Annotated in this window: 20 protein-coding genes; 12 read left to right on the top strand and 8 right to left on the bottom strand. The window is 56.4% G+C overall.

Annotated features, from left to right (window positions below):
• The first annotated feature begins 15 nt into the window (after positions 1-15).
• A complete protein-coding gene (locus tag NN484_RS22730; protein ID WP_274657953.1) occupies positions 16-831 on the top strand; it encodes a sulfite exporter TauE/SafE family protein in 816 nt (271 codons plus the stop codon).
• A 63-nt stretch (positions 832-894) separates the two neighbouring features.
• Complete coding sequence (locus tag NN484_RS22725; protein ID WP_274657952.1) at positions 895-2085, top strand: hypothetical protein; 1191 nt, start codon at positions 895-897, stop codon at positions 2083-2085.
• A gap of 3 nt (positions 2086-2088) precedes the next feature.
• On the opposite strand, the gene NN484_RS22720 is transcribed toward NN484_RS22725, so the two are convergent.
• The 5 genes from NN484_RS22720 to NN484_RS22700 form a co-directional block, all read right to left on the bottom strand.
• Positions 2089-3072, bottom strand: a complete 984-nt coding sequence (locus NN484_RS22720; RefSeq protein WP_274657951.1) for a hypothetical protein — start codon at positions 3070-3072, stop codon at positions 2089-2091.
• A 270-nt stretch (positions 3073-3342) separates the two neighbouring features.
• Positions 3343-3573, bottom strand: a complete 231-nt coding sequence (locus NN484_RS22715) for a DUF7683 domain-containing protein (protein ID WP_274657950.1) — start codon at positions 3571-3573, stop codon at positions 3343-3345.
• A gap of 40 nt (positions 3574-3613) precedes the next feature.
• Positions 3614-3847, bottom strand: coding sequence for a DUF7683 domain-containing protein (locus tag NN484_RS22710; RefSeq protein WP_274657949.1), 234 nt, complete (start codon positions 3845-3847; stop codon positions 3614-3616).
• Complete coding sequence (locus tag NN484_RS22705) at positions 3844-5037, bottom strand: S-type pyocin domain-containing protein (protein WP_274657948.1); 1194 nt, start codon at positions 5035-5037, stop codon at positions 3844-3846. The genes NN484_RS22710 and NN484_RS22705 overlap by 4 nt, the downstream gene beginning before the upstream one ends.
• Positions 5038-5266: 229 nt before the next feature.
• Positions 5267-5776 (bottom strand): BRO-N domain-containing protein, encoded by a 510-nt coding sequence (locus NN484_RS22700; protein WP_274657947.1) that lies wholly within the window; start codon positions 5774-5776, stop codon positions 5267-5269.
• Positions 5777-6347: 571 nt separating this feature from the next.
• Here NN484_RS22700 and dcm point away from each other — a divergent pair.
• From dcm to NN484_RS22685, 3 genes are all read left to right on the top strand, one after another.
• Positions 6348-7784, top strand: a complete 1437-nt coding sequence (gene dcm / locus NN484_RS22695; protein WP_274657946.1) for a DNA (cytosine-5-)-methyltransferase — start codon at positions 6348-6350, stop codon at positions 7782-7784.
• A gap of 161 nt (positions 7785-7945) precedes the next feature.
• Entirely contained in the window at positions 7946-9157 is a 1212-nt protein-coding gene (locus tag NN484_RS22690; RefSeq protein WP_274657945.1) for a type II restriction endonuclease, read from the top strand.
• Between the two features lie 139 nt (positions 9158-9296).
• On the top strand, positions 9297-9725 hold the full coding sequence (locus tag NN484_RS22685) for a very short patch repair endonuclease (protein WP_274657944.1): 429 nt from the start codon (positions 9297-9299) through the stop codon (positions 9723-9725).
• An 88-nt stretch (positions 9726-9813) separates the two neighbouring features.
• Here the strand turns inward: NN484_RS22685 and NN484_RS22680 are convergent, their stop codons facing one another.
• The 3 genes from NN484_RS22680 to NN484_RS22670 all read right to left on the bottom strand — a co-directional run bounded on the left by NN484_RS22680 (position 9814) and on the right by NN484_RS22670 (position 12593).
• Entirely contained in the window at positions 9814-10038 is a 225-nt protein-coding gene (locus NN484_RS22680; protein ID WP_274657943.1) for a DUF2188 domain-containing protein, read from the bottom strand.
• Between the two features lie 492 nt (positions 10039-10530).
• Positions 10531-11781: a ribonucleotide-diphosphate reductase subunit beta gene (locus NN484_RS22675; RefSeq protein ID WP_274657942.1), complete on the bottom strand. Its 1251-nt coding sequence runs from the start codon at positions 11779-11781 to the stop codon at positions 10531-10533.
• A gap of 548 nt (positions 11782-12329) precedes the next feature.
• Positions 12330-12593, bottom strand: coding sequence for a DUF2790 domain-containing protein (locus NN484_RS22670; protein ID WP_085578243.1), 264 nt, complete (start codon positions 12591-12593; stop codon positions 12330-12332).
• A gap of 416 nt (positions 12594-13009) precedes the next feature.
• On the opposite strand from NN484_RS22670, the gene acs reads away from it, so the two are divergent.
• The 7 genes from acs to argR all read left to right on the top strand — a co-directional run bounded on the left by acs (position 13010) and on the right by argR (position 21082).
• Positions 13010-14965 (top strand): acetate--CoA ligase, encoded by a 1956-nt coding sequence (gene acs / locus NN484_RS22665; RefSeq protein ID WP_215502802.1) that lies wholly within the window; start codon positions 13010-13012, stop codon positions 14963-14965.
• Between the two features lie 723 nt (positions 14966-15688).
• Positions 15689-16462, top strand: coding sequence for an ABC transporter substrate-binding protein (locus NN484_RS22660; protein ID WP_025112900.1), 774 nt, complete (start codon positions 15689-15691; stop codon positions 16460-16462).
• A 90-nt stretch (positions 16463-16552) separates the two neighbouring features.
• Positions 16553-17242: an ABC transporter permease gene (locus NN484_RS22655; RefSeq protein ID WP_003227287.1), complete on the top strand. Its 690-nt coding sequence runs from the start codon at positions 16553-16555 to the stop codon at positions 17240-17242.
• On the top strand, positions 17239-17937 hold the full coding sequence (locus tag NN484_RS22650; RefSeq protein ID WP_127651346.1) for an ABC transporter permease: 699 nt from the start codon (positions 17239-17241) through the stop codon (positions 17935-17937). Before NN484_RS22655 ends, NN484_RS22650 begins: the two co-directional genes overlap by 4 nt.
• Before the next feature lies 1 nt (position 17938).
• Positions 17939-19051, top strand: coding sequence for a M14 family metallopeptidase (locus tag NN484_RS22645; protein WP_215502803.1), 1113 nt, complete (start codon positions 17939-17941; stop codon positions 19049-19051).
• Between the two features lie 27 nt (positions 19052-19078).
• A complete protein-coding gene (locus NN484_RS22640; RefSeq protein WP_042607206.1) occupies positions 19079-19843 on the top strand; it encodes an ABC transporter ATP-binding protein in 765 nt (254 codons plus the stop codon).
• Positions 19844-20089: 246 nt separating this feature from the next.
• Complete coding sequence (argR, locus tag NN484_RS22635) at positions 20090-21082, top strand: transcriptional regulator ArgR (protein ID WP_164747887.1); 993 nt, start codon at positions 20090-20092, stop codon at positions 21080-21082.
• The last annotated feature ends 1 nt before the right edge of the window (position 21083 follow it).

Genomic DNA, 21083 nt, shown 5'->3' with positions numbered 1-21083 from the left:
ACCGGAAGACGTGCCATGTTTTACCTATTACTGACCCTATTCGGCTGCCTGACCGGCATCACCGCCGTGCTCTTCGGCTTCGGCGGCGGCTTCGTCGTCGTGCCGCTGCTCTACCGCCTGCTCACCGCCAGCCACGGCGCCGACGACCCCATCGGCCAATCGGCAATGCACATCGCTGTCGCCACCTCGACCTGCGTAATGATCGTCAACGCCCTGATCGCCACCGACAAACACCGCCGCGCCGGCAACCTGATCCGCCATTACCTATGGCCACTCGGAGGCTTCATCGCCCTCGGCGCGATCATTGGCGCGATAGCCGCGGTGTGGGTCAGTGGCGACGTCATTCGCTACGCCTTCATCACCTACCTCGGCGTGACTATCATCGACTGCCTGCTCAGACGCGGCTTTCTCACTCGCACCGAAGGCGTCATCCCACGCCGACTCAGCAGTACAGAAACGTATGGCGGCGGTGTAGGCATCGGCGCCATCGCCACGTTCCTCGGCGTAGGAGGAAGCGTCATGACCGTGCCGCTCCTGCGCCGGTGCGGGTTGAGCATGTCGCAAGCCACGTCCATGGCTAACCCATTGAGCGTGCCGGTGGCAGTGGCCGGAACGTTGACCTACATGGCACTGGCCGGTTTCAGCGAAACGGATCTGGGCGCGTGGTTTGTCGGTTATGTGGATCTGCTGGCGTTTGCGGTGCTGACGCTGGGGTCGTTGCTGGGGATTCGAATGGCCACGCCGTGGATCGGGCGGATTCCGGATCGGGTGCATGCGTGGGTGTACATCGCGCTGCTGATCATCGTGATGCTAGGCATGCTGCTCAAGTAGAGCCTCGATTCCTGCGCGCATCCTCTGCATACTCCGCAGCCTCATTCATTCAGGGATCGATCCATGTTCAAGGGACTGTCACGTCTGGCGCCATACGCTGCGGCGCTGTTCACACTGATTGCCACTGCCCAAGCTGAAGACGGCCGGCGCGTGTTCACCGGTACGCTGGGCAAGATGCCGATTGTGGTTGAGCTCAACACCACGCAGCAGGACGAAGTCACCGGTCGCTACTTCTATGAGAAGTATCACCGCGACCTGGAACTTAGCGGTTCGCTGCAAGACAGCACGTTGAGCCTGGTTGAAGGCAACAACCGCTATGGCGACGACAAACCGCTGCCGACTCTGAAGCTGGAAGAGACTGCCAATGGCTGGCAGGGCGAATGGCAAAGTCCGCAGGGAAAGAAACTGCCGGTTAAACTCGCCGAGGCCAAACTTCCCGCGCCAACATCAGCAACTTTGCCGTTCATTGCCGCGCTGCCAAACGGCGAGCCTTACGAGTATCTGCGCCTGCAGGGACTCAAACTGAAACCGGCGAAGAAAGAAAACTTCATGGGCTACGACCTGCAATGGTGGACGGAGCCTGAGACAAAGATCTCACTGTTCAGCGTGGAGTCCGGATTGTCGAAAGATGATCAGCAGCGGGTAAACCAGCAGTTGCTCGGGCGACTCTGGAATGAAGTCATCAGTTACCATAGCTGCCAGTTGCGGGGTGGAGAAAACGTCGAATTCATGCAGCAGGCAGAGCCGAAAATGATCTCGCCAGCCGTGGTCAGCCTGAACATCTCCACCAGCTATTACTGCGGCGGCGCGCATCCGGATTTCGGTGATTCCCCGCTCAACATCGACGTGAAAACCGGTCACCCACTGTCGCTTGAAGATGTGTTGTGGGTCGGTGAAGGCAAACCATTGCTACACGCCGAGCGCGACAGCCTTGGCGACAAACCGCTGAGCGAGGCCGAAAGTGACGCGCGTTATCGGTATGTCAGCAAAGAGCTGGTGCCTTGGGTCATCAAGCAATTCACCGCCCTGTACCCCACGGAAATGAAGAAACCGGCGCAAGATGACGACTGTGATTTCACAGATGAAAGCATCTGGGGAACTTCACCGTGGTACTTCACTGATAAGGGCCTGTACCTGGGTGCTTACTTCGCTCGCGTACAACGCTCTTGCGACAGGCCCGACTGGTCGGTCCTGCCGTACGCCGTCGTCAAACAACACCCGGGCGCGGTCGAACTTCAACTGCCCAAAGACTAACCGTCACGCCAACCCCGGCGCCTCTCGCACAATGAAGTGATCCAGGTTCTCGATGTTGGCACTGAACACCCCGAACGTCTGTTCGGGGTTCTTCTTGCTCGGCACCTGCTTCAACTCCGGCGTCACGCCATAGAAGAAACAGAACAACTCCTTATCGCTGTCGATCGCGTGCTTGATCTCTTCCAGAAACGCCTTGCGCTTGCGGTAGTTGTCGATCAACTTCTTGCTCAAGTAAACGTTCACCGAATACGGCTTCTTCTTCGCCTCATCCGCCTGCTTGAACCAGACCTTCTGCTCGAAATCGATGCGAAAACTCTGGGTGTAATCCTTGATCTCCTTGATCTTGCCCCAGTAAATCAGCCCCTTGTTGTCCGTCAGATACTCAATCTTCTTGAAGAACGACCCATAAGGCGCCGTGTGCTCACCGATCTTCAACGGCATGCGCTTGAGCAACTCCTTGTCGGCGAAGTTAGACACAAAACACTCCACCGGATGCGCAAACACACTGGTCTTGTCCGGCGCCGTCTCACGCCCCGGCGACTCTTTCGAACTCACCTGCGCCACCCGCACCGGATCATCCCGCAACACATCCGCCACCCCCGCGGGCGCAGCAGGCTTGCGCACATACTCACGCCGCGTCAGCAACAGCTCTGATGGGAAATGTTCCTCACGACCGTCATCCACGTCGCCATCCGCCGTCTCAACGCCAGACGCCGACGCCTTCAAACTCACATACGGACAACCCACCACATGTTGCGTCGTGGGCAGATTCTTGAAGTGCGGCGTGCGCACGTAATTCACGTTCTTGGCGTTGAAGGTGCCCAGTTCATTCGACGCATCAAACGCCAAACGACAGGCATCGTTGGGGCACTGGAAGTGCTCTTTCGCCGAGTCAAACGCCACCGTCTCATCGAAATTGAGATCGCGAACGTCATAGATCGACAACTTGTCGTCGAGGCTGAGGCAGTAGGCGAGATCGAATTTCATGGCAGGGCTCGGATCCTTGAGTGGGGGGAGGGGTATTAATAGCGGGAGGCGGCGCGGCTTGCACTGATTGTTTTCAGGATGATGCAAAACCTGTAGGAGCCAGCCTGCTGGCGATTCCAGGCATCAACCAGATTTCAATCCTCACCCCAACATCGCAGGCCACACATCCCCCTGTGGTGAGGGAGCTTGCTCCCGCTGGGCTGCGGAGCAGCCCCAACGCCGGCGAACGCGCGACCGGTTTGTTCTGCTCACCGGTGTCAGAACCATCGTTTACACATTGCAATTGAGCTGGATTTTATAAGCAGGGTTATAAATTCCCTTCCCCAGCAGTTTTTCCAAAGCTCCAAGCTGTTCGTGCGAGAGATCGTATCCCTCCCATCCTTCCTGTTCTGCCGTCCATCCCATGATGGTTTTTATAGACTGATCCGATGCATTTGGGAGTTTCTCTTCAGATGCCATGAAACCGCTGTCTTTATCAAATGCCTCGATTAGATAGATCATGGATCTACTGTCCTCGTGCCGTCGCTGGGTGTCCTGAACTTTAATCCCCGTAGCTAGCCAGTTGGTAATCGTATTGAGGATCGTAGAAGGATCTTCCGGTTAACGTTTCCAATTGTGCTAGCTGCTGAAAATCAAGATCGTAACCGTAGAGTTCGTCTTCTGCGTCATTCCATTTCATGATGACTCGCAGCTGCTCGATATTCTCCGCCGAGATAGGCACTTCGAAGATCAGAGCTTCGGTGGATCGATCAAACGCATAAATAACGTGAGTCATGGTTCTATCCTTCTCTTTGAATCGGCCGGTTTGTTCTGCTCACCAGTGTCAGCATCGAATTCGCCCAGATGCCGACCGCGTTTGTCGTACATCTCTACAGCACCATGTTGATAATCCCATTCCAGAATCAGCCCATCCTTGGTTTTCCAACGCATACGAGTACCTCGTCCTTTGACCCTGGTCTTCTGTTTTGCTGGTGTTGCGTCGGGAAACGCACTTAATCCTTTGGGTGCCGGATGATATTTGTGATCAGAAACACTCACCACAATATAAACCGGCCTGACCCCCGAACTCTCCGGAAACACCAGAATGAAGTCCTTGTACTCCGGTGGATAAACCGGATTCACAAGGATGTCGTTCACCGCTTTTGTTGGCGGGTAAACCCAGATGTGCGGGGCCTGCGGGGCGGCTTCCAGAGCAGGAATGCCGAGGATGTCGGAGCCGTCTACGGCGGGTGTCCAGATCAGCTCGACACCTTCACCCAGATTCGCGACGTACCGGCTGTCGCGGGTTTCCAGCTTCACGACATCGACCATTTCCCAGTCGCGATTCTTGCCGGTGTAGAAGGCATAACCTTTGAGCGCGCCGTCGGTTTGTTGCTCGATGCGCAGGCGAACACGGGTGCGGGCCTGCTTGAGGGCGCGCAATTGTTCCTCGGTGTAGAGAGCGCTGTCACCCAGGCTGGGCGTCCAGAGCAAAGCGACCATGCCGGTCATGAGTGCTGCACCGGTAGCGCCGATGGCGGCTCCAAGACCTATTGCTGGCGTGGCGAGTGACGGGCTGCTAAGAGCAAGGCGCCCGAGGCCAAGTGAAACGGTATTGCCGCTGATGGTTTGCAGATTCAGCAGCCCGGCATCATCGGCCCCACGGGTACCGAGCAAGGCGAATTCGCCGTAATCCCTCAGGCTGTCGGTCGGCACCATCCCGGAGGGATTCGAGTAATCAATGATCGCGTCCGGCAGCTTGCAAGACTTCGCGAACACGCATCCGGCCCGAACCGCGTCGTCTTTATTGGCTGCGACCTGCCGGCTGCGCTCAAACGCATCCTGCCGGACCAGCATGGCCTCATAAGCGTTCTGCGTGGCTTCGCGCTCGGCCAGTTCGGTCGCGTTCATGAACCGGTAGGTGACGTGATGCCCGTCACCTGAAGGTGGGTTCCTGACCCGGGGAATATCCTTTTTGCCAGCCACTGATCATCCTTTCGTTCATTTATCGCTCGCACTGGAAAGAAGCCGGGCGACGTTAACGAAGGTGATGCATTGAGGCTGTAGGACGGGTCTGGGATGAGATTGGGAATTGTCGCTGTTTGATTTGGGTGTCAGTGCGAAGTCTGTGGGGCGGTGGGCGTCGTCCCCCCCCAAGCATTTTGAGCCACAAAAAATCCGCTACTTGAACCTCAAACAGCGGATCTTTAAACCATCAGCAACCACGCAACAATCGCGAAGCCTTACGCCACCAGGACTCCTGCCGATTGAACGGATCTTCCGCCAGCAAACAAGGCATATCCCGCAACCGAATCCACGGCTCGTCCTGCCAGTGCAACGTGCTCAGCGACATCTGCGGCCAACTCAAGACACTCAATATCGGACGCTCAACCGAGCGCGCCGGACGAGCATCACGCAGCGTAGGCACGACCTGATGCGTCAGCCACTCACGAAGCTGCCGGTACTCAGGACAGTAGTGATAGATCAGCAGTGCATACACACCAGACTCACTCACCATCATGTGTTCCTCAGCCTCGCCATAGGTCTCCACGCGCATCATCTGCCGCTGATCAGCGTCGAGTTTGCGCAACTGGCGCTCATCAAGATGTTTGCCCATCAACCGGCCCAGTTCATGGACACAGAACCACGCTTGGTTCTCGACCAGAAGGGCATGCAGGTGGGTTTTGTTGCGGGTGAAACGAGTCGGGAGAAGTGGTTCAGACATGGCATGCCTCCAGATCTGGAAGCACGGGATTCGAACTGCGAGTACAGCGATTCACCTTCATCATGAAGGTTTGATATTCAGGCATTTCCATTTACCTCTGGCTGCTTTCTTAGGGCATTCGTTAGGGTGTCGGGAGCTAAGAAACCCACCAGAGACGGGCCGGACATATTCCCCTTTCGGGTCTTGTATTCGCCCACTCCCGACATAACGGGATTTTTCGCAGGCGTAAAGAAACCGCAGACGAAAAAAAGCCGCATGACTGTCGGGTGCGGAAAACCGCTCTGGTTTGTAGAGTTTCTTAGGCTCGGAGCTGAGGGTAGGGGCATCAGGGATGGTCGTCAACCAGCGACTTTTCCTACTGGTCATGAGGCGAAAGGAAACCTGGACAAAGACGCAGAGTAAATTATGCTGTGTTTATATCCAGTATATGATCGCCATCGAATCCCAGTTCCCACATCCGTGTAGCCATGACTCATCTCACGGAATCCAGGAAATTTCATTTACTTTGAAGTTTTGCGGGCTAGAATGGTGACCATTCGTCACAGCTTTGACCCAGAGGAATTTCGGGCTCATGAATCTTTTTGAAACACCGTCTTTAGAATCCTTGAGCGAAACAACCTCGGGTTCGTACGAGCCTGATACCCATCCCGTGACTGACCTGGCGCTGCTGCACAAGCTCTTGGAGATCTACGACCAAGGGCAACTGGCCGAAATTCTCAACGACGTAAGCCCGAGTCATTGGTGCCGTGAAACCATCAATCGCTGGATCAAGGGAAAGGCCTCGCCGAAGCTCTCTCACATTGAGTTCACTCGTCTGAAGGATCTGCTGCCCAAGCGCTTGAACCACAAACCTTCATTCACCTTTATTGATCTCTTTGCCGGCATTGGCGGTATCAGGAAAGGGTTTGAGGCTATCGGTGGCGAGTGCTTGTTCACATCCGAATGGAACAAGTACGCCGTTAAAACGTACAAGGCGAACCACTACTGCGATCCTGCTCGTCATCGCTTCAATCTCGATATCCGCTCGGTCACGCTTTCAGACAAGCCCGAAATCAGTGACGAGGAAGCCTACAAGAACATTGATCGCGAAATTCCTGACCACGATGTTCTGCTGGCAGGTTTCCCATGCCAGCCGTTTTCTCTTGCAGGTGTATCCAAGAAGAATTCCCTGGGGCGTAAGCACGGTTTCGAATGCGAGACCCAAGGCACTCTGTTTTTCGACGTGGCGCGCATTATTGCCGCGAAACGCCCGGCCGCATTCTTGCTCGAAAACGTAAAAAACCTGAAAAGCCATGACAAGGGCAATACGTTCCGGATCATTTGCGAAGCGTTGGATGAATTGGGCTATGAGGTTGCAGATGTAAATGCGCCGAAAGGTTCGGATCCTAAAGTCATCGATGCCAGACACTTCGTGCCACAGCATCGTGAACGAATCGTACTGGTCGGTTTCCGACGCGACTTGAATGTTCACCAAGGATTCACACTGAGCGAAATCAGCAAGCTCATACCAAAGCAGCGACCTAGTTTCGGTGATCTGCTTGATAAGGAAGTGGACGAAAAATACATCCTTACTCCGAAGCTTTGGGATTACCTCTACCGGTATGCAGAGAAGCATCGTGAGAAAGGCAATGGTTTTGGCTTTGGCCTGACTCGTCCAAACGATGTTGCTCGTACACTCTCGGCTAGATATCACAAGGATGGTTCGGAAATCCTGGTTGACCGTGGGTTTGTCGATACCTTGGACTTCAACAGTGAATTGAATCAGCTCAATCGGCCACGTCGACTGACCCCTCATGAGTGCTCCCGCCTGATGGGTTTTGACAAGCCAGGGGAAAGCAAATTTGTGATTCCTGTCTCCGATACCCAAGCGTATCGCCAGTTTGGTAACTCCGTGGCGGTTCCTGTTTTTGAGGCTGTGGCTCGGTTGATGAAGGATCGCATTTTGGCAGCGAAGGAAAAAACTGCTGACAAGGAGCGCCCCCAGCTGGAATTCGCTCTCCCTGAATAATGCGCTGCCTTCGCTCTTGAGTGGTTGATGTGTAAAAGCCCTGACGCCCAATGCAGGGCTTTGCGTCATCAGCTTATCCCTATCTTGAGGCTTCTCTCAGAAAGGCAATTCTGCGAACCTGTCAGGGATTTCCACTCCTTAATTGTTCAGCGGCCTTACCCATGACAAGCCTTTCCCAATGGATTGAAGACAAGAATCAAGATGAATGGTGGATATTCATCAAGCGGCTTTCAGCCAACGACACAGGCCTGACGGGGGGCAACGGGGTAGGTATCTATGTGCCCAAAGCTGTTGTCGCGAAAGCGCTCCCGTCCATTTCAAGCACCTGTTGTCTCAATCCTGATTGCAGTCTGACTGCACGAATCACTTCACATGGTCTTCCAGAGCAAACGCTGAGGGGCATCTACTACAACAATCGTCATTTCGAAGGTTCTGGGTCTCGCAACGAACATCGTTTGACAAGATGGAATACAGATTTTAGAAACAGCCCTGCACAGGATCCCGAGAATACTGGAGCATTAGCGATTTTTGCTTTTCATGTGCCTCATTTGGGGCGAGATTCCGATTTTTTGGATATCTGGATCTGTAAAGGGTTGGAAGAGGAAGAGTTTGTCGAGAGCAAAATTGGCGAAGTAATTCCCGGCAGCTCGCTTTTTGAAAGAGGTGACCGGTTGTTTGCCGGCTTCGCTGCTGGTTTGGATAAAGAGCCTAGCCATGTTGCGATTCCTCCAGTTTGGGAAGACCGATTCCCAACTGGTGAAGAGATTATTGCCTACCTTCCCACGGTTTTTCGTTTCGGCAAGACAATGCCCGATGATCTCATCATCGAGCGGCGTGACAACGAGTACAAACTGTTCCGCCAGATTGAAGAACTTCATATTCTGCACCGAGTTCAACAGGGATTCAGTTCCGTTGACGAATTTATGCAGGCGGCGAACTCGGTCAGCAATCGGCGTAAATCGAGATCTGGAAGATCTTTAGAGATACATCTCGAGCATCTATTTCGGCAGTTCGGACTTGAGCAATTTAGTTCCCAATGCAGAACTGAAGGGAACAAGCGGCCTGATTTTATCTTCCCTTCATGTGCTGACTATCATGACCCAGCGTACCCTGAGGAGAATCTGCGCATGCTGGCAGTCAAGACAACCTGCAAAGACCGCTGGCGTCAGGTTTTAAATGAAGCCAAAAGGGTGGAACAGATTCACCTTTTTACGCTTCAAGAGGGCGTTTCTCCTCATCAATTCGCAGAAATGAAAGATGAGAATGTGAAACTAGTAGTTCCTAAACCACTGCATACGAAATACCCGGATGAAGTGCGCGGGCAGCTTATGACGCTGAATGACTTTATTGTGGAAGCCAAAGATATACGCTGACATCCGTAACATGGACACCTTCGAGGCGGGGCTAGGGATATTCGTTCCACCCCTCTCCTCGATGCATAGCCGAGGTGTTTAGCTCTGTAGGCTGCGCGTTTAATCTTGCTTGGCAACGAGATTTTTAGGTGGAATTGGTGTGGACATAGTTGACTCGGTAACTCGCTCCAGAATGATGTCCGGCATTCGCGGAAAAAATACTGCCCCGGAAATGTTGGTCAGAAGGTTCCTGCATGCGCGAGGCTATCGATATCGGATCCATCGAAAAGACCTTCCTGGAAAGCCAGATCTTGTTCTTCCTCGTCTCAAAGTCTGCATTTTCGTCCATGGTTGCTTCTGGCATCGTCATCCGGGTTGCGCCTACGCAACTTCTCCGAAAACACGCCATGAATTCTGGCAAGAAAAATTCCAGAAGAATGTAATCAGAGATTTAGCCAATATCGAGGCTCTTGAATCTGCCGGCTGGCATGTTTTGATAGTTTGGGAGTGTTGTCTTAAGAATGACCCCGATACTTTGGAGGGGCTAGCTGAGAAATTGCGCGTGATCGCTTCAAACCAGTCAGCTTAATGATGGTGTGGGCAGAGAGTGTTGGGTGAGTTCGAGAGTAAATGCTTATTCTGCAGAAAGAAATCGGCTCTTCCTTGAGCCGATGCGATTAGCCCTTGGGAGGGAACGGGTCATCGCCGTAGGTGTTGCGCTCTCGAATTTGCCCATTCTGTCCGTGAATGAACATTTCGCTGCCCTGGTTCTTCGCGATTTCGCGCGCGAGATGAATAGCCTCTGCTTGCGTGTTCACAACTTTTGTAGCCTTCGAGTTGCCCGCGCCTTTCACGGCCCAGTCGTCTCCATGTGGTACTACATGCTGATTTTTCTTGGACATGATAAGAATCCTATCAATGTGGATGTCTGAGCTTTGGCAAAATTGCCTAGCTTGCCGATTTACTATGGAAATAGATTTCGTACGAAACCCAATTTCCGACGATCAGCCGTTGACACCGCTCAAAGGTCGTCCATAATCACGCCCCGCATTTCCCAAATGCTTTCGTGATTGTAGGTTCCCCCGATTACGGCCCGTACAAGTGGGCTTTGTTCACCAGTACGGTCAAGACTCACAGCATCCGCGGCAACGGTTGCTGTGAGTTCCTTGTTTTTACCCCCCCACATCTTTTTCGCAATCTCTTGAAAGCAGACACAGGGGCTACTTGTAGCTATTTCTGTACTTAATACTGAGCGGTTAGCAGCTGTCCGCGAGATACGTCAAACTGAAGCCGCTAGTCGTAATGACAGTGGCTTCGTTCTGACCTAGTTCAAATTCACAAAAAACACGAAGGGCTAACAGCCTCGTCGATGTTTCAGGCCGCTCACTCAGAAATCAATCCCAGCTCAACGCCCCACCAGTCTGATACTCAATCACTCTCGTCTCAAAGAAATTCTTCTCTTTCTTCAAGTCCATAATCTCGCTCATCCAAGGGAACGGGTTAGTCGTCCCTGGATACTCTTCCTTCAAACCGATCTGCGACAAACGACGGTTAGCGATGAACTTCAGGTAGTCCTCCATCATCGCCGCGTTCATGCCCAGTACGCCGCGAGGCATGGTGTCACGCGCGTATTCGATCTCCAGCTGCGTACCCTGCAGAATCATCTGGGTCGCTTCTTCCTTCATTTCGGCATCCCACAGGTGTGGGTTTTCGATTTTGATCTGGTTGATCACGTCGATGCCGAAGTTCAGGTGCATGGATTCGTCGCGCAGGATGTATTGGAACTGCTCGGCGACGCCGGTCATTTTGTTGCGGCGGCCCATGGAGAGGATTTGGGTGAAGCCGCAGTAGAAGAAGATGCCTTCCAGCACGCAGTAGTAGGCGATCAGGTTGCGCAGCAGCTCTTTGTCGGTTTCCGAGGTGCCGGTTTCGAACTTCGGATCGGAGATCGAACGGGTGTACTTCAGGCCCCAGGCTGCCTTTTTGGCGACCGACGGGATCTCGTGGTACATGTTGAAGATCTCGCCTTCATCCATGGCCAGCGATTCGATGCAGTACTGGTAGGCGTGGGTGTGGATCGCTTCTTCGAAAGCCTGGCGCAGGATGTACTGGCGGCATTCCGGGTTGGTGATCAGGCGGTACACGGCCAGGACCAGGTTGTTGGCAACCAGGGAGTCGGCGGTGGAGAAGAAGCCGAGGTTGCGCATCACGATGCGGCGCTCGTCGTCGGTCAGGCCTTCCGGGTTTTTCCAGAGGGCGATGTCGGCGGTCATGTTGACTTCTTGCGGCATCCAGTGGTTTGCGCAACCGTCCAGGTATTTCTGCCAGGCCCAGTCGTACTTGAATGGCACGAGCTGGTTGAGGTCGGCGCGGCAGTTGATCATGCGCTTTTCGTCAACGGCGACACGAGCGGAGGCGCCTTCGAGTTCGGCGAGGCCTTCGGCGACGTCGAGGGAGTTCAGTGCAGCCTTGGCGCGGGCCACGGCGGCCGAGTCGTCGGCGGTCACGGCGCGGGCTTCGAGCGCGGCGGCGCCGCCGGCGTTGTCGAGGCGGTCCATATTGGCTTCAGAAGCGTGGCCGGCGTTGGCGCCTTTCACTGCTGCTACTTCACTGTCTTCTTTGTCGAATTCGTCCCAGCTCAGCATGACGTGTCGTCTCCTGCGTGAGGGCCTGTCGCCCCGTGTGAAACCTGATGGTTGGGTGGTTCACACGGTCGTACAGACCGCGTTGGATCTTAAGGAATCGTTTTTTGCAGCAGCTAAGGCAGGCAATAAAACAGAATTTTGTACGGGTTTCCGAGAGCCTCTGACGGGCACAGATCAGCGTTGACGCTGCTGCGGGGCTTCAGAATGGCTTTGATCCCTGTAAGGGAATATTGCTGACCCGATTAGGGCGGCATTATAGGGAAAAAAACACGGCTGTGCTGAGGCGAATCCGCGCATGGAGCGGTCGAGGAGGGTGGTTTTTCGATGAGAGTGCGGGTTTACAGGGCTTTGCCGGGGATAGATTTTTTTTCGTAAAAATCTCGCCGTTGTGGATTTGCTCAAAAAACGAACAAAAAAATACGCTTTTCACTACATCTAGTGTTTTGCAAGCATTTTTGACGACTCCAGACACAACTGAGCCCGACCGAAGCCGGGCTGGAATCGACCCTCAATGACGCGCTGAGAGATCCAATTCGGTGCAGTCTTGATCAGCCATTGGAGCAGCCGTTGCCCATCACGCTGTAGCGCAGGATGTGACGCTGGCCTTTGGAGTCGTCGTACTCCATTTTCATCGGTACCACTTCGCAGACATTCGGAACTTCGCTCATCGATACAACTTTGGCGATGTCCAGGTGAGTGGAGTAAGTGTATTCCTCGATCACCGGTTGTTGCTGTGCGACATCAGTCGGGACCTCGTCTGCCATGGCGGTTGCGCACAGACTGCTGAGGGCCAGAACCAATAAAGCTTTCATTTCAGATTTACCTTCTTGAGGTCGAGTGGGGTCACGCAACCTTTTTAGGGTTGCGTGTGGAACTTCATCGTTTGCACTTATTACTTGAGAGCTGGATTAACGGCCTTCGTGGGGGCTGTAACGTTGTTAATCGGTTTGCCTTGTCGGCGAGGTGGATTTTAGGGAGGTGGGGTGAGGGTAAACAGGTGGGGTTTTGATAAACACTTTTGGCAGATTTGGTAACAATCCCCGCAAAACACCGCGCAACCCTTGTAGGAGCTGCCGAAGGCTGCGATCTTTCGCCTTTGATTTTGCCAAGCAAGATCAAAAGATCGCAGCCTGCGGCAGCTCCTACAACCATCGTCGAATGGTTCTATGGGGCCGGCCCGGCTACAACGGAGTCATACAAAAACAACTATTCCACCGAGGTAAGAAAGATGAGTGCGGCTTCTCTGTATCCCGTTCGTCCCGAGGTTCTGGCCAATACGCTGACTGACGAGGCGACCTACAAAGCCATGTACCAGCAGTCGGTCGTCAACCCTGACGGCTTCTGGCGCGAGCAAGCCAAGCGCCTCGACTGGATCAAGCCTTTCACCACGGTGAAGCAGACGTCCTTCGATGATCACCATGTCGATATCAAATGGTTCGCCGACGGCACCCTGAACGTTTCCTACAACTGCCTCGACCGTCATCTGGCCGAGCGCGGCGATCAGATCGCAATCATCTGGGAAGGCGACGATCCTTCCGAAAGCCGCAACATCACCTACCGCGAACTGCACGAACAAGTCTGCAAGCTGGCCAACGCCCTGCGTGGTCAGGACGTACACCGCGGCGACGTGGTGACTATCTATATGCCGATGATCCCCGAAGCCGTGGTCGCCATGTTGGCCTGTACCCGGATCGGCGCGATTCACTCGGTGGTGTTCGGCGGCTTCTCGCCCGAAGCCCTGGCGGGGCGGATCATCGACTGCAAATCGAAAGTGGTGATCACCGCTGACGAAGGCATTCGTGCCGGCAAGAAGATCCCGCTGAAGGCCAACGTCGACGACGCGCTGACCAACCCGGAAACCAGCAGCATCCAGAAAGTCATCGTGTGCAAGCGCACCGGCGGCGACATCAAGTGGAACCAGCATCGCGACATCTGGTACGAAGACCTGATGAAAGTGGCGGGCACCGTGTGCGCGCCCAAAGAGATGGGCGCTGAAGAGGCGCTGTTCATCCTTTATACCTCCGGCTCCACCGGCAAGCCGAAGGGCGTGCAGCACACCACCGGCGGTTATCTGCTGTATGCGGCGATGACCCACGAGCGCGTGTTCGACTACCGCCCGGGCGAAATCTACTGGTGCACCGCCGACGTCGGCTGGGTCACCGGCCACACTTATATCGTCTACGGCCCGCTGGCCAATGGCGCGACCACCGTGCTGTTCGAAGGCGTGCCGAACTACCCGGATATCACCCGGGTGGCGAAGATCGTCGACAAGCACAAGGTCAACATCCTCTACACCGCACCGACCGCGATCCGCGCGATGATGGCCTCCGGCACCGCTGCTGTTGAAGGTGCTGACGGCAGCAGCCTGCGTCTGCTCGGTTCGGTGGGCGAGCCGATCAACCCGGAAGCCTGGGACTGGTACTACAAGAACGTCGGTCAGTCCCGTTGCCCGATCGTCGACACCTGGTGGCAGACCGAAACCGGCGCCACCCTGATGAGTCCGCTGCCGGGCGCCCATGCTCTGAAACCGGGTTCGGCAGCGCGTCCGTTCTTCGGCGTGGTGCCGGCGCTGGTCGACAACCTCGGCAACATCATCGAGGGCGAGGCCGAGGGCAATCTGGTGATTCTCGATTCGTGGCCAGGTCAGGCGCGCACGCTGTATGGCGACCACGATCGTTTCGTCGACACCTACTTCAAGACCTTCCGTGGCATGTACTTCACCGGTGACGGTGCACGTCGTGACGCCGATGGTTACTACTGGATCACCGGGCGTGTGGACGACGTGCTCAACGTCTCCGGCCACCGCATGGGGACTGCCGAGATCGAAAGCGCGATGGTCGCCCACCCGAAAGTCGCCGAAGCGGCGGTGGTCGGTGTGCCGCACGACATCAAGGGGCAGGGCATTTATGTCTACGTCACCCTGAAAAACGGCGAGGAGCCGAGCGAGCAATTGCGCCTGGAGCTGAAGAACTGGGTGCGTAAGGAGATCGGCCCGATTGCTTCGCCGGACGTGATCCAGTGGGCGCCGGGGCTGCCGAAGACCCGTTCGGGCAAGATCATGCGCCGGATTCTGCGCAAGATTGCGACCGGTGAATATGATGGGTTGGGGGATATCTCGACCCTGGCGGATCCGGCGGTGGTGCAGCATTTGATTGATACGCACAAGACGATGAATGTGGCGTAAGCCTGTCTGATGCATCGAAGAGCCCTGTCCGGTGATTGCCGGGCGGGGCTTTTTTGTGTCTGGAGGTTTTGTGGTGGCTGTGCTGGCCTTTTCGCGAGCAAGCTCGCTCCTACAGTTGATCGGGTTTCTTCAGGTGGCGCGCGATCCACTGTAGGAGTGAGCCTGCTCGCGATAGCCATCTGTCAGACATCGGTGCACTCCGCTGTCGGAATCCAAACCCGCCAACCAATAATTATCGATTTCTCGCACAAGCCCCTTCCCCCTGTTACCCACGCCCACCCTAGTAACCAAATGTGTAACCGCCCGCCCCGCGACGGGGCGAAGGGAAACGCATCGCCCCGTTCTAGAGCCTCAAACCTCCCCGTGAAAAATAAGACACAACGCTGCGCTTGCCGGATTAGAAGGGTTTGCGAATAATAGGCCCGCAATTTGCAGCGTAGATCGGTTCACTGTCTTTCGCTCTTGCATGAATTTGCAAGGCTGTCAATGCGCTCAAGCGGGTTTCTCTGTGCATCTGTAATTAGTTGTCGCATTGAAGAAATATCGGCTTCGGGCCTGTCGTTAGAATGCCGATCACTCGCTCATCGTGGCTGACGTTGAAACCCCTGGTGGTTTCAATGGGAAATTTCCCACCGATGCTGCGCCGCTTTTCCGATTCACCCATTCGCATATTGGGCTGTCGCTCACTCTGCCGTTTTTGCCCTTTACCGATGGAGTCCCAAGATGAAGAAACTTGTGCTGCTTGGCGCCCTGGCACTGTCCGTGCTGTCGCTGAATTCCTTCGCTGATGAAAAACCTCTGAAGATCGGTATCGAAGCGGCTTACCCTCCGTTCGCTTCCAAAGCGCCGGACGGCAGCATCGTTGGTTTCGACTACGACATCGGCAACGCCCTGTGCGAGCAGATGCAGGTCAAGTGCGTGTGGGTCGAGCAAGAGTTCGACGGTCTGATCCCGGCACTCAAAGTGCGCAAGATCGACGCGATCCTGTCGTCCATGTCGATCACTGAAGACCGCAAGAAGTCCGTGGACTTCACCAACAAGTACTACAACACTCCGGCGCGTCTGGTCATGAAGCAGGGCACCGTTGTCAGCGACAACCTGTCTGAGCTCAAGGGCAAGAACATCGGCGTGCAACGTGGTTCGATCCACGAGCGTTTCGCCCGCGAAGTCCTGGCCCCGCTGGGTGCCGAGATCAAGCCATACGGCTCGCAGAACGAAATTTACCTCGACGTGGCCGCCGGTCGCCTCGACGGTACCGTGGCTGACGCCACCCTGCTGCAGGACGGCTTCCTGAACACCGATTCCGGCAAAGGCTTCGCCTTCGTTGGCCCGCAGTTCACCGACGTCAAATACTTCGGCGACGGCGTGGGCATCGCTGTGCGCAAAGGCGACGCGCTGAAAGACAAGATCAACTCCGCCATCGCGGCCATCCGCGAAAACGGCAAATACAAAGCCATCCAGGACAAATACTTCGCCTTCGATATCTACGGCAAGTAACACGTCTCTGCGACAAGTCAGAAATGGCGCAAGCAACAGGTCTCTGCGGTTTGCGCCATTTTTTCATCCCAACTTTCGAGGACCTGAATCATGTTGAAAGGCTACGGGGCTGTCATCCTCGATGGCGCATGGCTGACGCTTCAGCTCGCCTTGTCGTCCATGGCCCTGGCCATCGTTCTCGGGCTGATCGGGGTCGCGTTGCGCCTGTCGCCGATTCGTTGGCTGGCGTGGCTGGGCGATCTGTATTCCACGGTGATCCGCGGGATCCCCGACCTGGTGCTGATCCTGCTGATTTTCTACGGCGGTCAGGACCTGCTCAACCGCGTCGCCCCGATGCTCGGCTATGACGACTACATCGACCTGAACCCGCTGGCCGCCGGTATCGGCACCCTCGGTTTCATCTTCGGTGCGTACCTGTCGGAAACCTTCCGTGGCGCGTTCATGGCGATCCCCAAGGGCCAGGCCGAAGCCGGCATGGCGTATGGCATGAGCAGTTTTCAGGTGTTCTTCCGGGTGATGGTGCCGCAGATGATTCGCCTGGCGATTCCCGGCTTCACCAACAACTGGCTGGTGCTGACCAAGGCGACCGCGCTGATTTCGGTGGTCGGTCTGCAGGACATGATGTTCAAGGCCAAGCAGGCGGCGGATGCCACTCGCGAGCCTTTCACCTTCTTCCTCGCAGTGGCGGCGATGTACCTGGTGATCACCAGTGTCTCGTTGCTGGCGCTGCGTCACCTTGAGAAGCGCTACTCGGTAGGCGTAAGGGCGGCTGATCTATGATCTTCGACTACAACGTCATTTGGGAGGCCATGCCGCTGTACCTCGGCGGGCTGCTGACCACTCTCAAACTGCTCGCGCTGTCGCTGTTGTTCGGTCTGCTGGCGGCATTGCCGCTGGGCCTGATGCGCGTTTCCAAGAACGCAGCGGTCAACGGCATTGCGTGGCTCTTCACCTATGTGATCCGCGGTACACCGATGCTGGTGCAGCTGTTTTTGATCTACTACGGTCTGGCCCAGTTCGAAGCAGTGCGGGAAAGCTTCCTCTGGCCGTGGCTGTCCAGCGCGACGTTCTGTGCGTGCCTGGCGTTCGCGATCAACACCAGCGCCTACACCGCCGAAATCATCGCCGGCAGCCTGAAGGCCACGCCGAACGGCGAGATCGAAGCCGCCAAGGCCATGGGCATGTCGCGCTTCAAGATGTACAAGCGCATCCTGTTGCCATCGGCCCTGCGCCGGGCGCTGCCGCAGTACAGCAACGAAGTGATCATGATGCTGCAGACCACCAGTCTGGCGTCCATCGTGACCCTGATCGACATCACCGGTGCGGCCCGTACCGTCAACGCGCAGTACTACTTGCCGTTCGAGGCGTACATCACCGCCGGCCTGTTCTACCTGTGCCTGACCTTCATTCTGGTGAAGCTGTTCAAGCTGGCCGAGCGTCGCTGGTTGAGCTACCTGGCCCCGCGGAAGCACTGATATGGAACGCATCGACCACGTATTGCCGTGGAGCCACCTGGGCAGCGAGCGCAAGATTTCCGTGTTCCGTTTCGGACAAGGCGAGCGCAAGGCCTACATCCAGGCCAGCCTGCACGCTGACGAATTGCCGGGCATGCGCACCGCCTGGGAGCTGAAAAAGCGTCTCGGCGAACTCGAAGCCCAAGGCTTGCTCAACGGTGTGATCGAGCTGGTGCCGGTCGCCAACCCGCTGGGCCTCGGCCAATTGCTGCAAGGCAATCATCAGGGGCGTTTCGAGGCGGGCAGCGGCAAGAATTTCAACCGTGATTTCGTCGAGCTGAGTGCGCCGGTTGCGGCGGCGCTGGCCGACAGCCTCGGTGACGATCCGCACGCCAACATTCGCCTGATCCGTCAGGCGATGGCTGATCATCTGGCGGCATTACCCGAGGCGAGCAGCCAGTTGCAAGGCATGCAGCGCGTTTTGCTGAGCCATGCCTGCACCGCTGACGTGGTGCTGGACTTGCACTGCGACACTGAAGCCGCGCTGCACATGTATGCGCTGCCGCAGCATTGGCCGCAGTGGCGTTCTCTGGCGGCGCATTTGAATGTGAAGGTGGGTTTGCTCGCGGAAGACTCCGGCGGCAGCTCGTTCGATGAAGCGTGCTCGTTGCCATGGCTGCGCCTGTCGCGGCAGTTCCCGGACGCGCAGATTCCGCTGGCGTGCCTGGCGACCACCGTCGAACTGGGCGGTCAGGCCAATACCGACCGCGCTGATGCGGTGGCGTGGGCCGAAGGCATTCTGGCGTTCCTCGCCGAGCAGGGCCTGATCACCGGTGAGTGGCCGAAACCGGCGCACGAAGCCTGTGAAGGCATGCCGTTCGAAGGCACTCAATTGTTGTTGGCACCGCACCCTGGTGTGGTGAGCTTTTTGCGTAAACCCGGCGAGTGGGTCGAAGCCGGGGATGAGATTTTCGAAGTGATCGATCCTGTGTCCGATCGGGTCAGCACGGTGTGTGCTGGTACCTCCGGGGTGCTGTTTGCCATTGAACGGCTGCGCTATGCCCAACCCGGTTTCTGGCTGGCCAAGGTGGCGGGGCGCGAAGCGCTGCGTCACGGGCGCTTGCTCAACGACTGACTGACTGTTTTTGTGAGAACCGACCGCATGTACAAACTTGAAGTCCAAGACCTGCATAAACGCTATGGCAGTCACGAAGTGCTCAAGGGCGTGTCCCTGAAAGCGGCAGCCGGCGATGTGATCAGCATCATCGGCTCCAGTGGCTCCGGCAAAAGTACTTTCCTGCGCTGCATCAACCTGCTCGAGCAGCCGCACGCGGGCAGGATCCTGCTCAACAACGAAGAGCTGAAACTGGTGGCGAACAAGGACGGCGCGCTGAAAGCCGCTGATCCGAAGCAGCTGCAGCGCATGCGTTCGCGCCTGTCGATGGTGTTCCAGCACTTCAACCTGTGGTCGCACATGACTGCGCTGGAAAACATCATGGAAGCGCCGGTCCACGTGCTGGGCGTGTCCAAGGCCGAAGCGCGCGAGAAGGCCGAGCACTACCTGAACAAGGTCGGCGTGGCCCATCGCAAAGATGCGTTCCCGGGGCACATGTCCGGTGGCGAGCAGCAGCGTGTGGCAATCGCCCGTGCCCTGGCGATGGAACCGGAAGTAATGCTGTTCGACGAACCGACTTCGGCCCTCGACCCGGAACTGGTCGGCGACGTGCTCAAAGTCATGCAGGCCCTCGCTCAGGAAGGCCGCACCATGGTCGTGGTGACCCACGAAATGGGCTTCGCCCGGGAAGTGTCGAACCAGTTGGTGTTCCTGCACAAAGGTGTCGTGGAAGAGAGCGGCAACCCACGTGAAGTGCTGGTTAATCCGCAATCGGAGCGTTTGCAGCAGTTCCTGTCGGGTAGCTTGAAATAATCAGAACTGCCGATATGCACCGGAATAGTGCATGCTTCGCAGCCTGAAGGTTGGCTCCGATCCCCTGTAGGAGCTGCCGAAGGCTGCGATCTTTTGCTCTTGTTTTTGAAGATCAAAAGATCGCAGCCTCGTTTCACTCGACAGCTCCTACAGTGGGCGCTGCGCAGGTTTCGAGATTTGCGTTCATTTACGGGCTAGCATTGGCCCATGCCTTCATCACCGTTCTTCGTTTCGGATTGCCCGCCCATGACTGCCCATCGAATTGGTTTCCTGATTTGGCCCAGCACTAAAGCGTTGACGCTGGCGCTGGCGGAGGAGGCCTTGCGTGTTGCTCAGCGGGTGCACCCGGAGGTGGTTTACGAACTGGCGTTCCTGCAGGCCGAAGCTGTTACAGAAACTGCGGCCGAAGGCGCCTGGCAACTGCCGGGCGAGGCGTGGACCGGCAAGCTCGAAAACTTCCAGAAACTGTTCCTGCTCGCTGACGAGCCGCCGACCACCCTGGCCCCGGCGCTCAGCAGCGCGCTCAAGCAGCTGGTGCGTGCCGGTTGTGTGATCGGTGGTCTGTCGGCCGGTGTGTATCCGCTGGCGCAGCTCGGTCTGCTCGACGGTTACCGCGCCGCCGTGCACTGGCGCTGGCAGGACGATTTCGCCGAACGTTTCCCGAAAGTCATCGCCACCAGTCATCTGTTCGACTGGGATCGCGATCGCCTGACCGCATGCGGCGGCATGTCGGTACTCGACCTGCTGCTGGCGGTGCTGGCCCGTGATCACGGTGCGGAACTGGCCGGTGCGGTTTCCGAAGAGCTGGTGGTCGAGCGCATTCGCGAGGGCGGCGAGCGTCAGCGCATCCCGCTGCAGAATCGTCTCGGCTCCAGCCATCCGAAGCTCACCCAGGCGGTGCTGCTGATGGAAGCCAACATCGAAGAACCACTGACCACCGACGAAATCGCCCAGCACGTGTGCGTGTCCCGTCGGCAACTGGAGCGGATCTTCAAGCAATACCTCAACCGCGTACCGAGCCAGTACTACCTGGAGCTGCGCCTGAACAAGGCCCGGCAGATGTTGATGCAAACCAGCAAGTCGATCATCCAGATCGGCCTGTCCTGCGGTTTCTCTTCGGGGCCGCATTTCTCCAGCGCCTACCGCAACTTCTTCGGTGCCACGCCGCGGGAAGATCGCAACCAGCGGCGCAGCAGCAGTCCGTTCGAGCTCTCGTCGGTGCCGCCCGAGCGCGGCTGAA

Origin of the sequence: Pseudomonas serboccidentalis, from assembly GCF_028830055.1 — a bacterium.
Lineage (GTDB): Bacteria > Pseudomonadota > Gammaproteobacteria > Pseudomonadales > Pseudomonadaceae > Aquipseudomonas > Aquipseudomonas serboccidentalis.
This window is presented reverse-complemented; position numbering and strand designations above follow the sequence as displayed.

Excerpts from the sequence above, each read along its gene's own strand:
- NN484_RS22730 (WP_274657953.1), top strand. The coding sequence starts at position 16 with ATGTTTTACCTATTACTGACCCTATTCGGCTGCCTGACCGGCATCACC.
- NN484_RS22725 (WP_274657952.1), top strand. The coding sequence starts at position 895 with ATGTTCAAGGGACTGTCACGTCTGGCGCCATACGCTGCGGCGCTGTTC.
- NN484_RS22720 (WP_274657951.1), bottom strand. The coding sequence starts at position 3,072 with ATGAAATTCGATCTCGCCTACTGCCTCAGCCTCGACGACAAGTTGTCG.
- NN484_RS22715 (WP_274657950.1), bottom strand. The coding sequence starts at position 3,573 with ATGATCTATCTAATCGAGGCATTTGATAAAGACAGCGGTTTCATGGCA.
- NN484_RS22710 (WP_274657949.1), bottom strand. The coding sequence starts at position 3,847 with ATGACTCACGTTATTTATGCGTTTGATCGATCCACCGAAGCTCTGATC.
- NN484_RS22700 (WP_274657947.1), bottom strand. The coding sequence starts at position 5,776 with ATGTCTGAACCACTTCTCCCGACTCGTTTCACCCGCAACAAAACCCAC.
- dcm (WP_274657946.1), top strand. The coding sequence starts at position 6,348 with ATGAATCTTTTTGAAACACCGTCTTTAGAATCCTTGAGCGAAACAACC.
- NN484_RS22690 (WP_274657945.1), top strand. The coding sequence starts at position 7,946 with ATGACAAGCCTTTCCCAATGGATTGAAGACAAGAATCAAGATGAATGG.
- NN484_RS22680 (WP_274657943.1), bottom strand. The coding sequence starts at position 10,038 with ATGTCCAAGAAAAATCAGCATGTAGTACCACATGGAGACGACTGGGCC.
- NN484_RS22675 (WP_274657942.1), bottom strand. The coding sequence starts at position 11,781 with ATGCTGAGCTGGGACGAATTCGACAAAGAAGACAGTGAAGTAGCAGCA.
- NN484_RS22670 (WP_085578243.1), bottom strand. The coding sequence starts at position 12,593 with ATGAAAGCTTTATTGGTTCTGGCCCTCAGCAGTCTGTGCGCAACCGCC.
- acs (WP_215502802.1), top strand. The coding sequence starts at position 13,010 with ATGAGTGCGGCTTCTCTGTATCCCGTTCGTCCCGAGGTTCTGGCCAAT.
- NN484_RS22660 (WP_025112900.1), top strand. The coding sequence starts at position 15,689 with ATGAAGAAACTTGTGCTGCTTGGCGCCCTGGCACTGTCCGTGCTGTCG.
- NN484_RS22655 (WP_003227287.1), top strand. The coding sequence starts at position 16,553 with ATGTTGAAAGGCTACGGGGCTGTCATCCTCGATGGCGCATGGCTGACG.
- NN484_RS22650 (WP_127651346.1), top strand. The coding sequence starts at position 17,239 with ATGATCTTCGACTACAACGTCATTTGGGAGGCCATGCCGCTGTACCTC.
- NN484_RS22645 (WP_215502803.1), top strand. The coding sequence starts at position 17,939 with ATGGAACGCATCGACCACGTATTGCCGTGGAGCCACCTGGGCAGCGAG.
- NN484_RS22640 (WP_042607206.1), top strand. The coding sequence starts at position 19,079 with ATGTACAAACTTGAAGTCCAAGACCTGCATAAACGCTATGGCAGTCAC.
- argR (WP_164747887.1), top strand. The coding sequence starts at position 20,090 with ATGACTGCCCATCGAATTGGTTTCCTGATTTGGCCCAGCACTAAAGCG.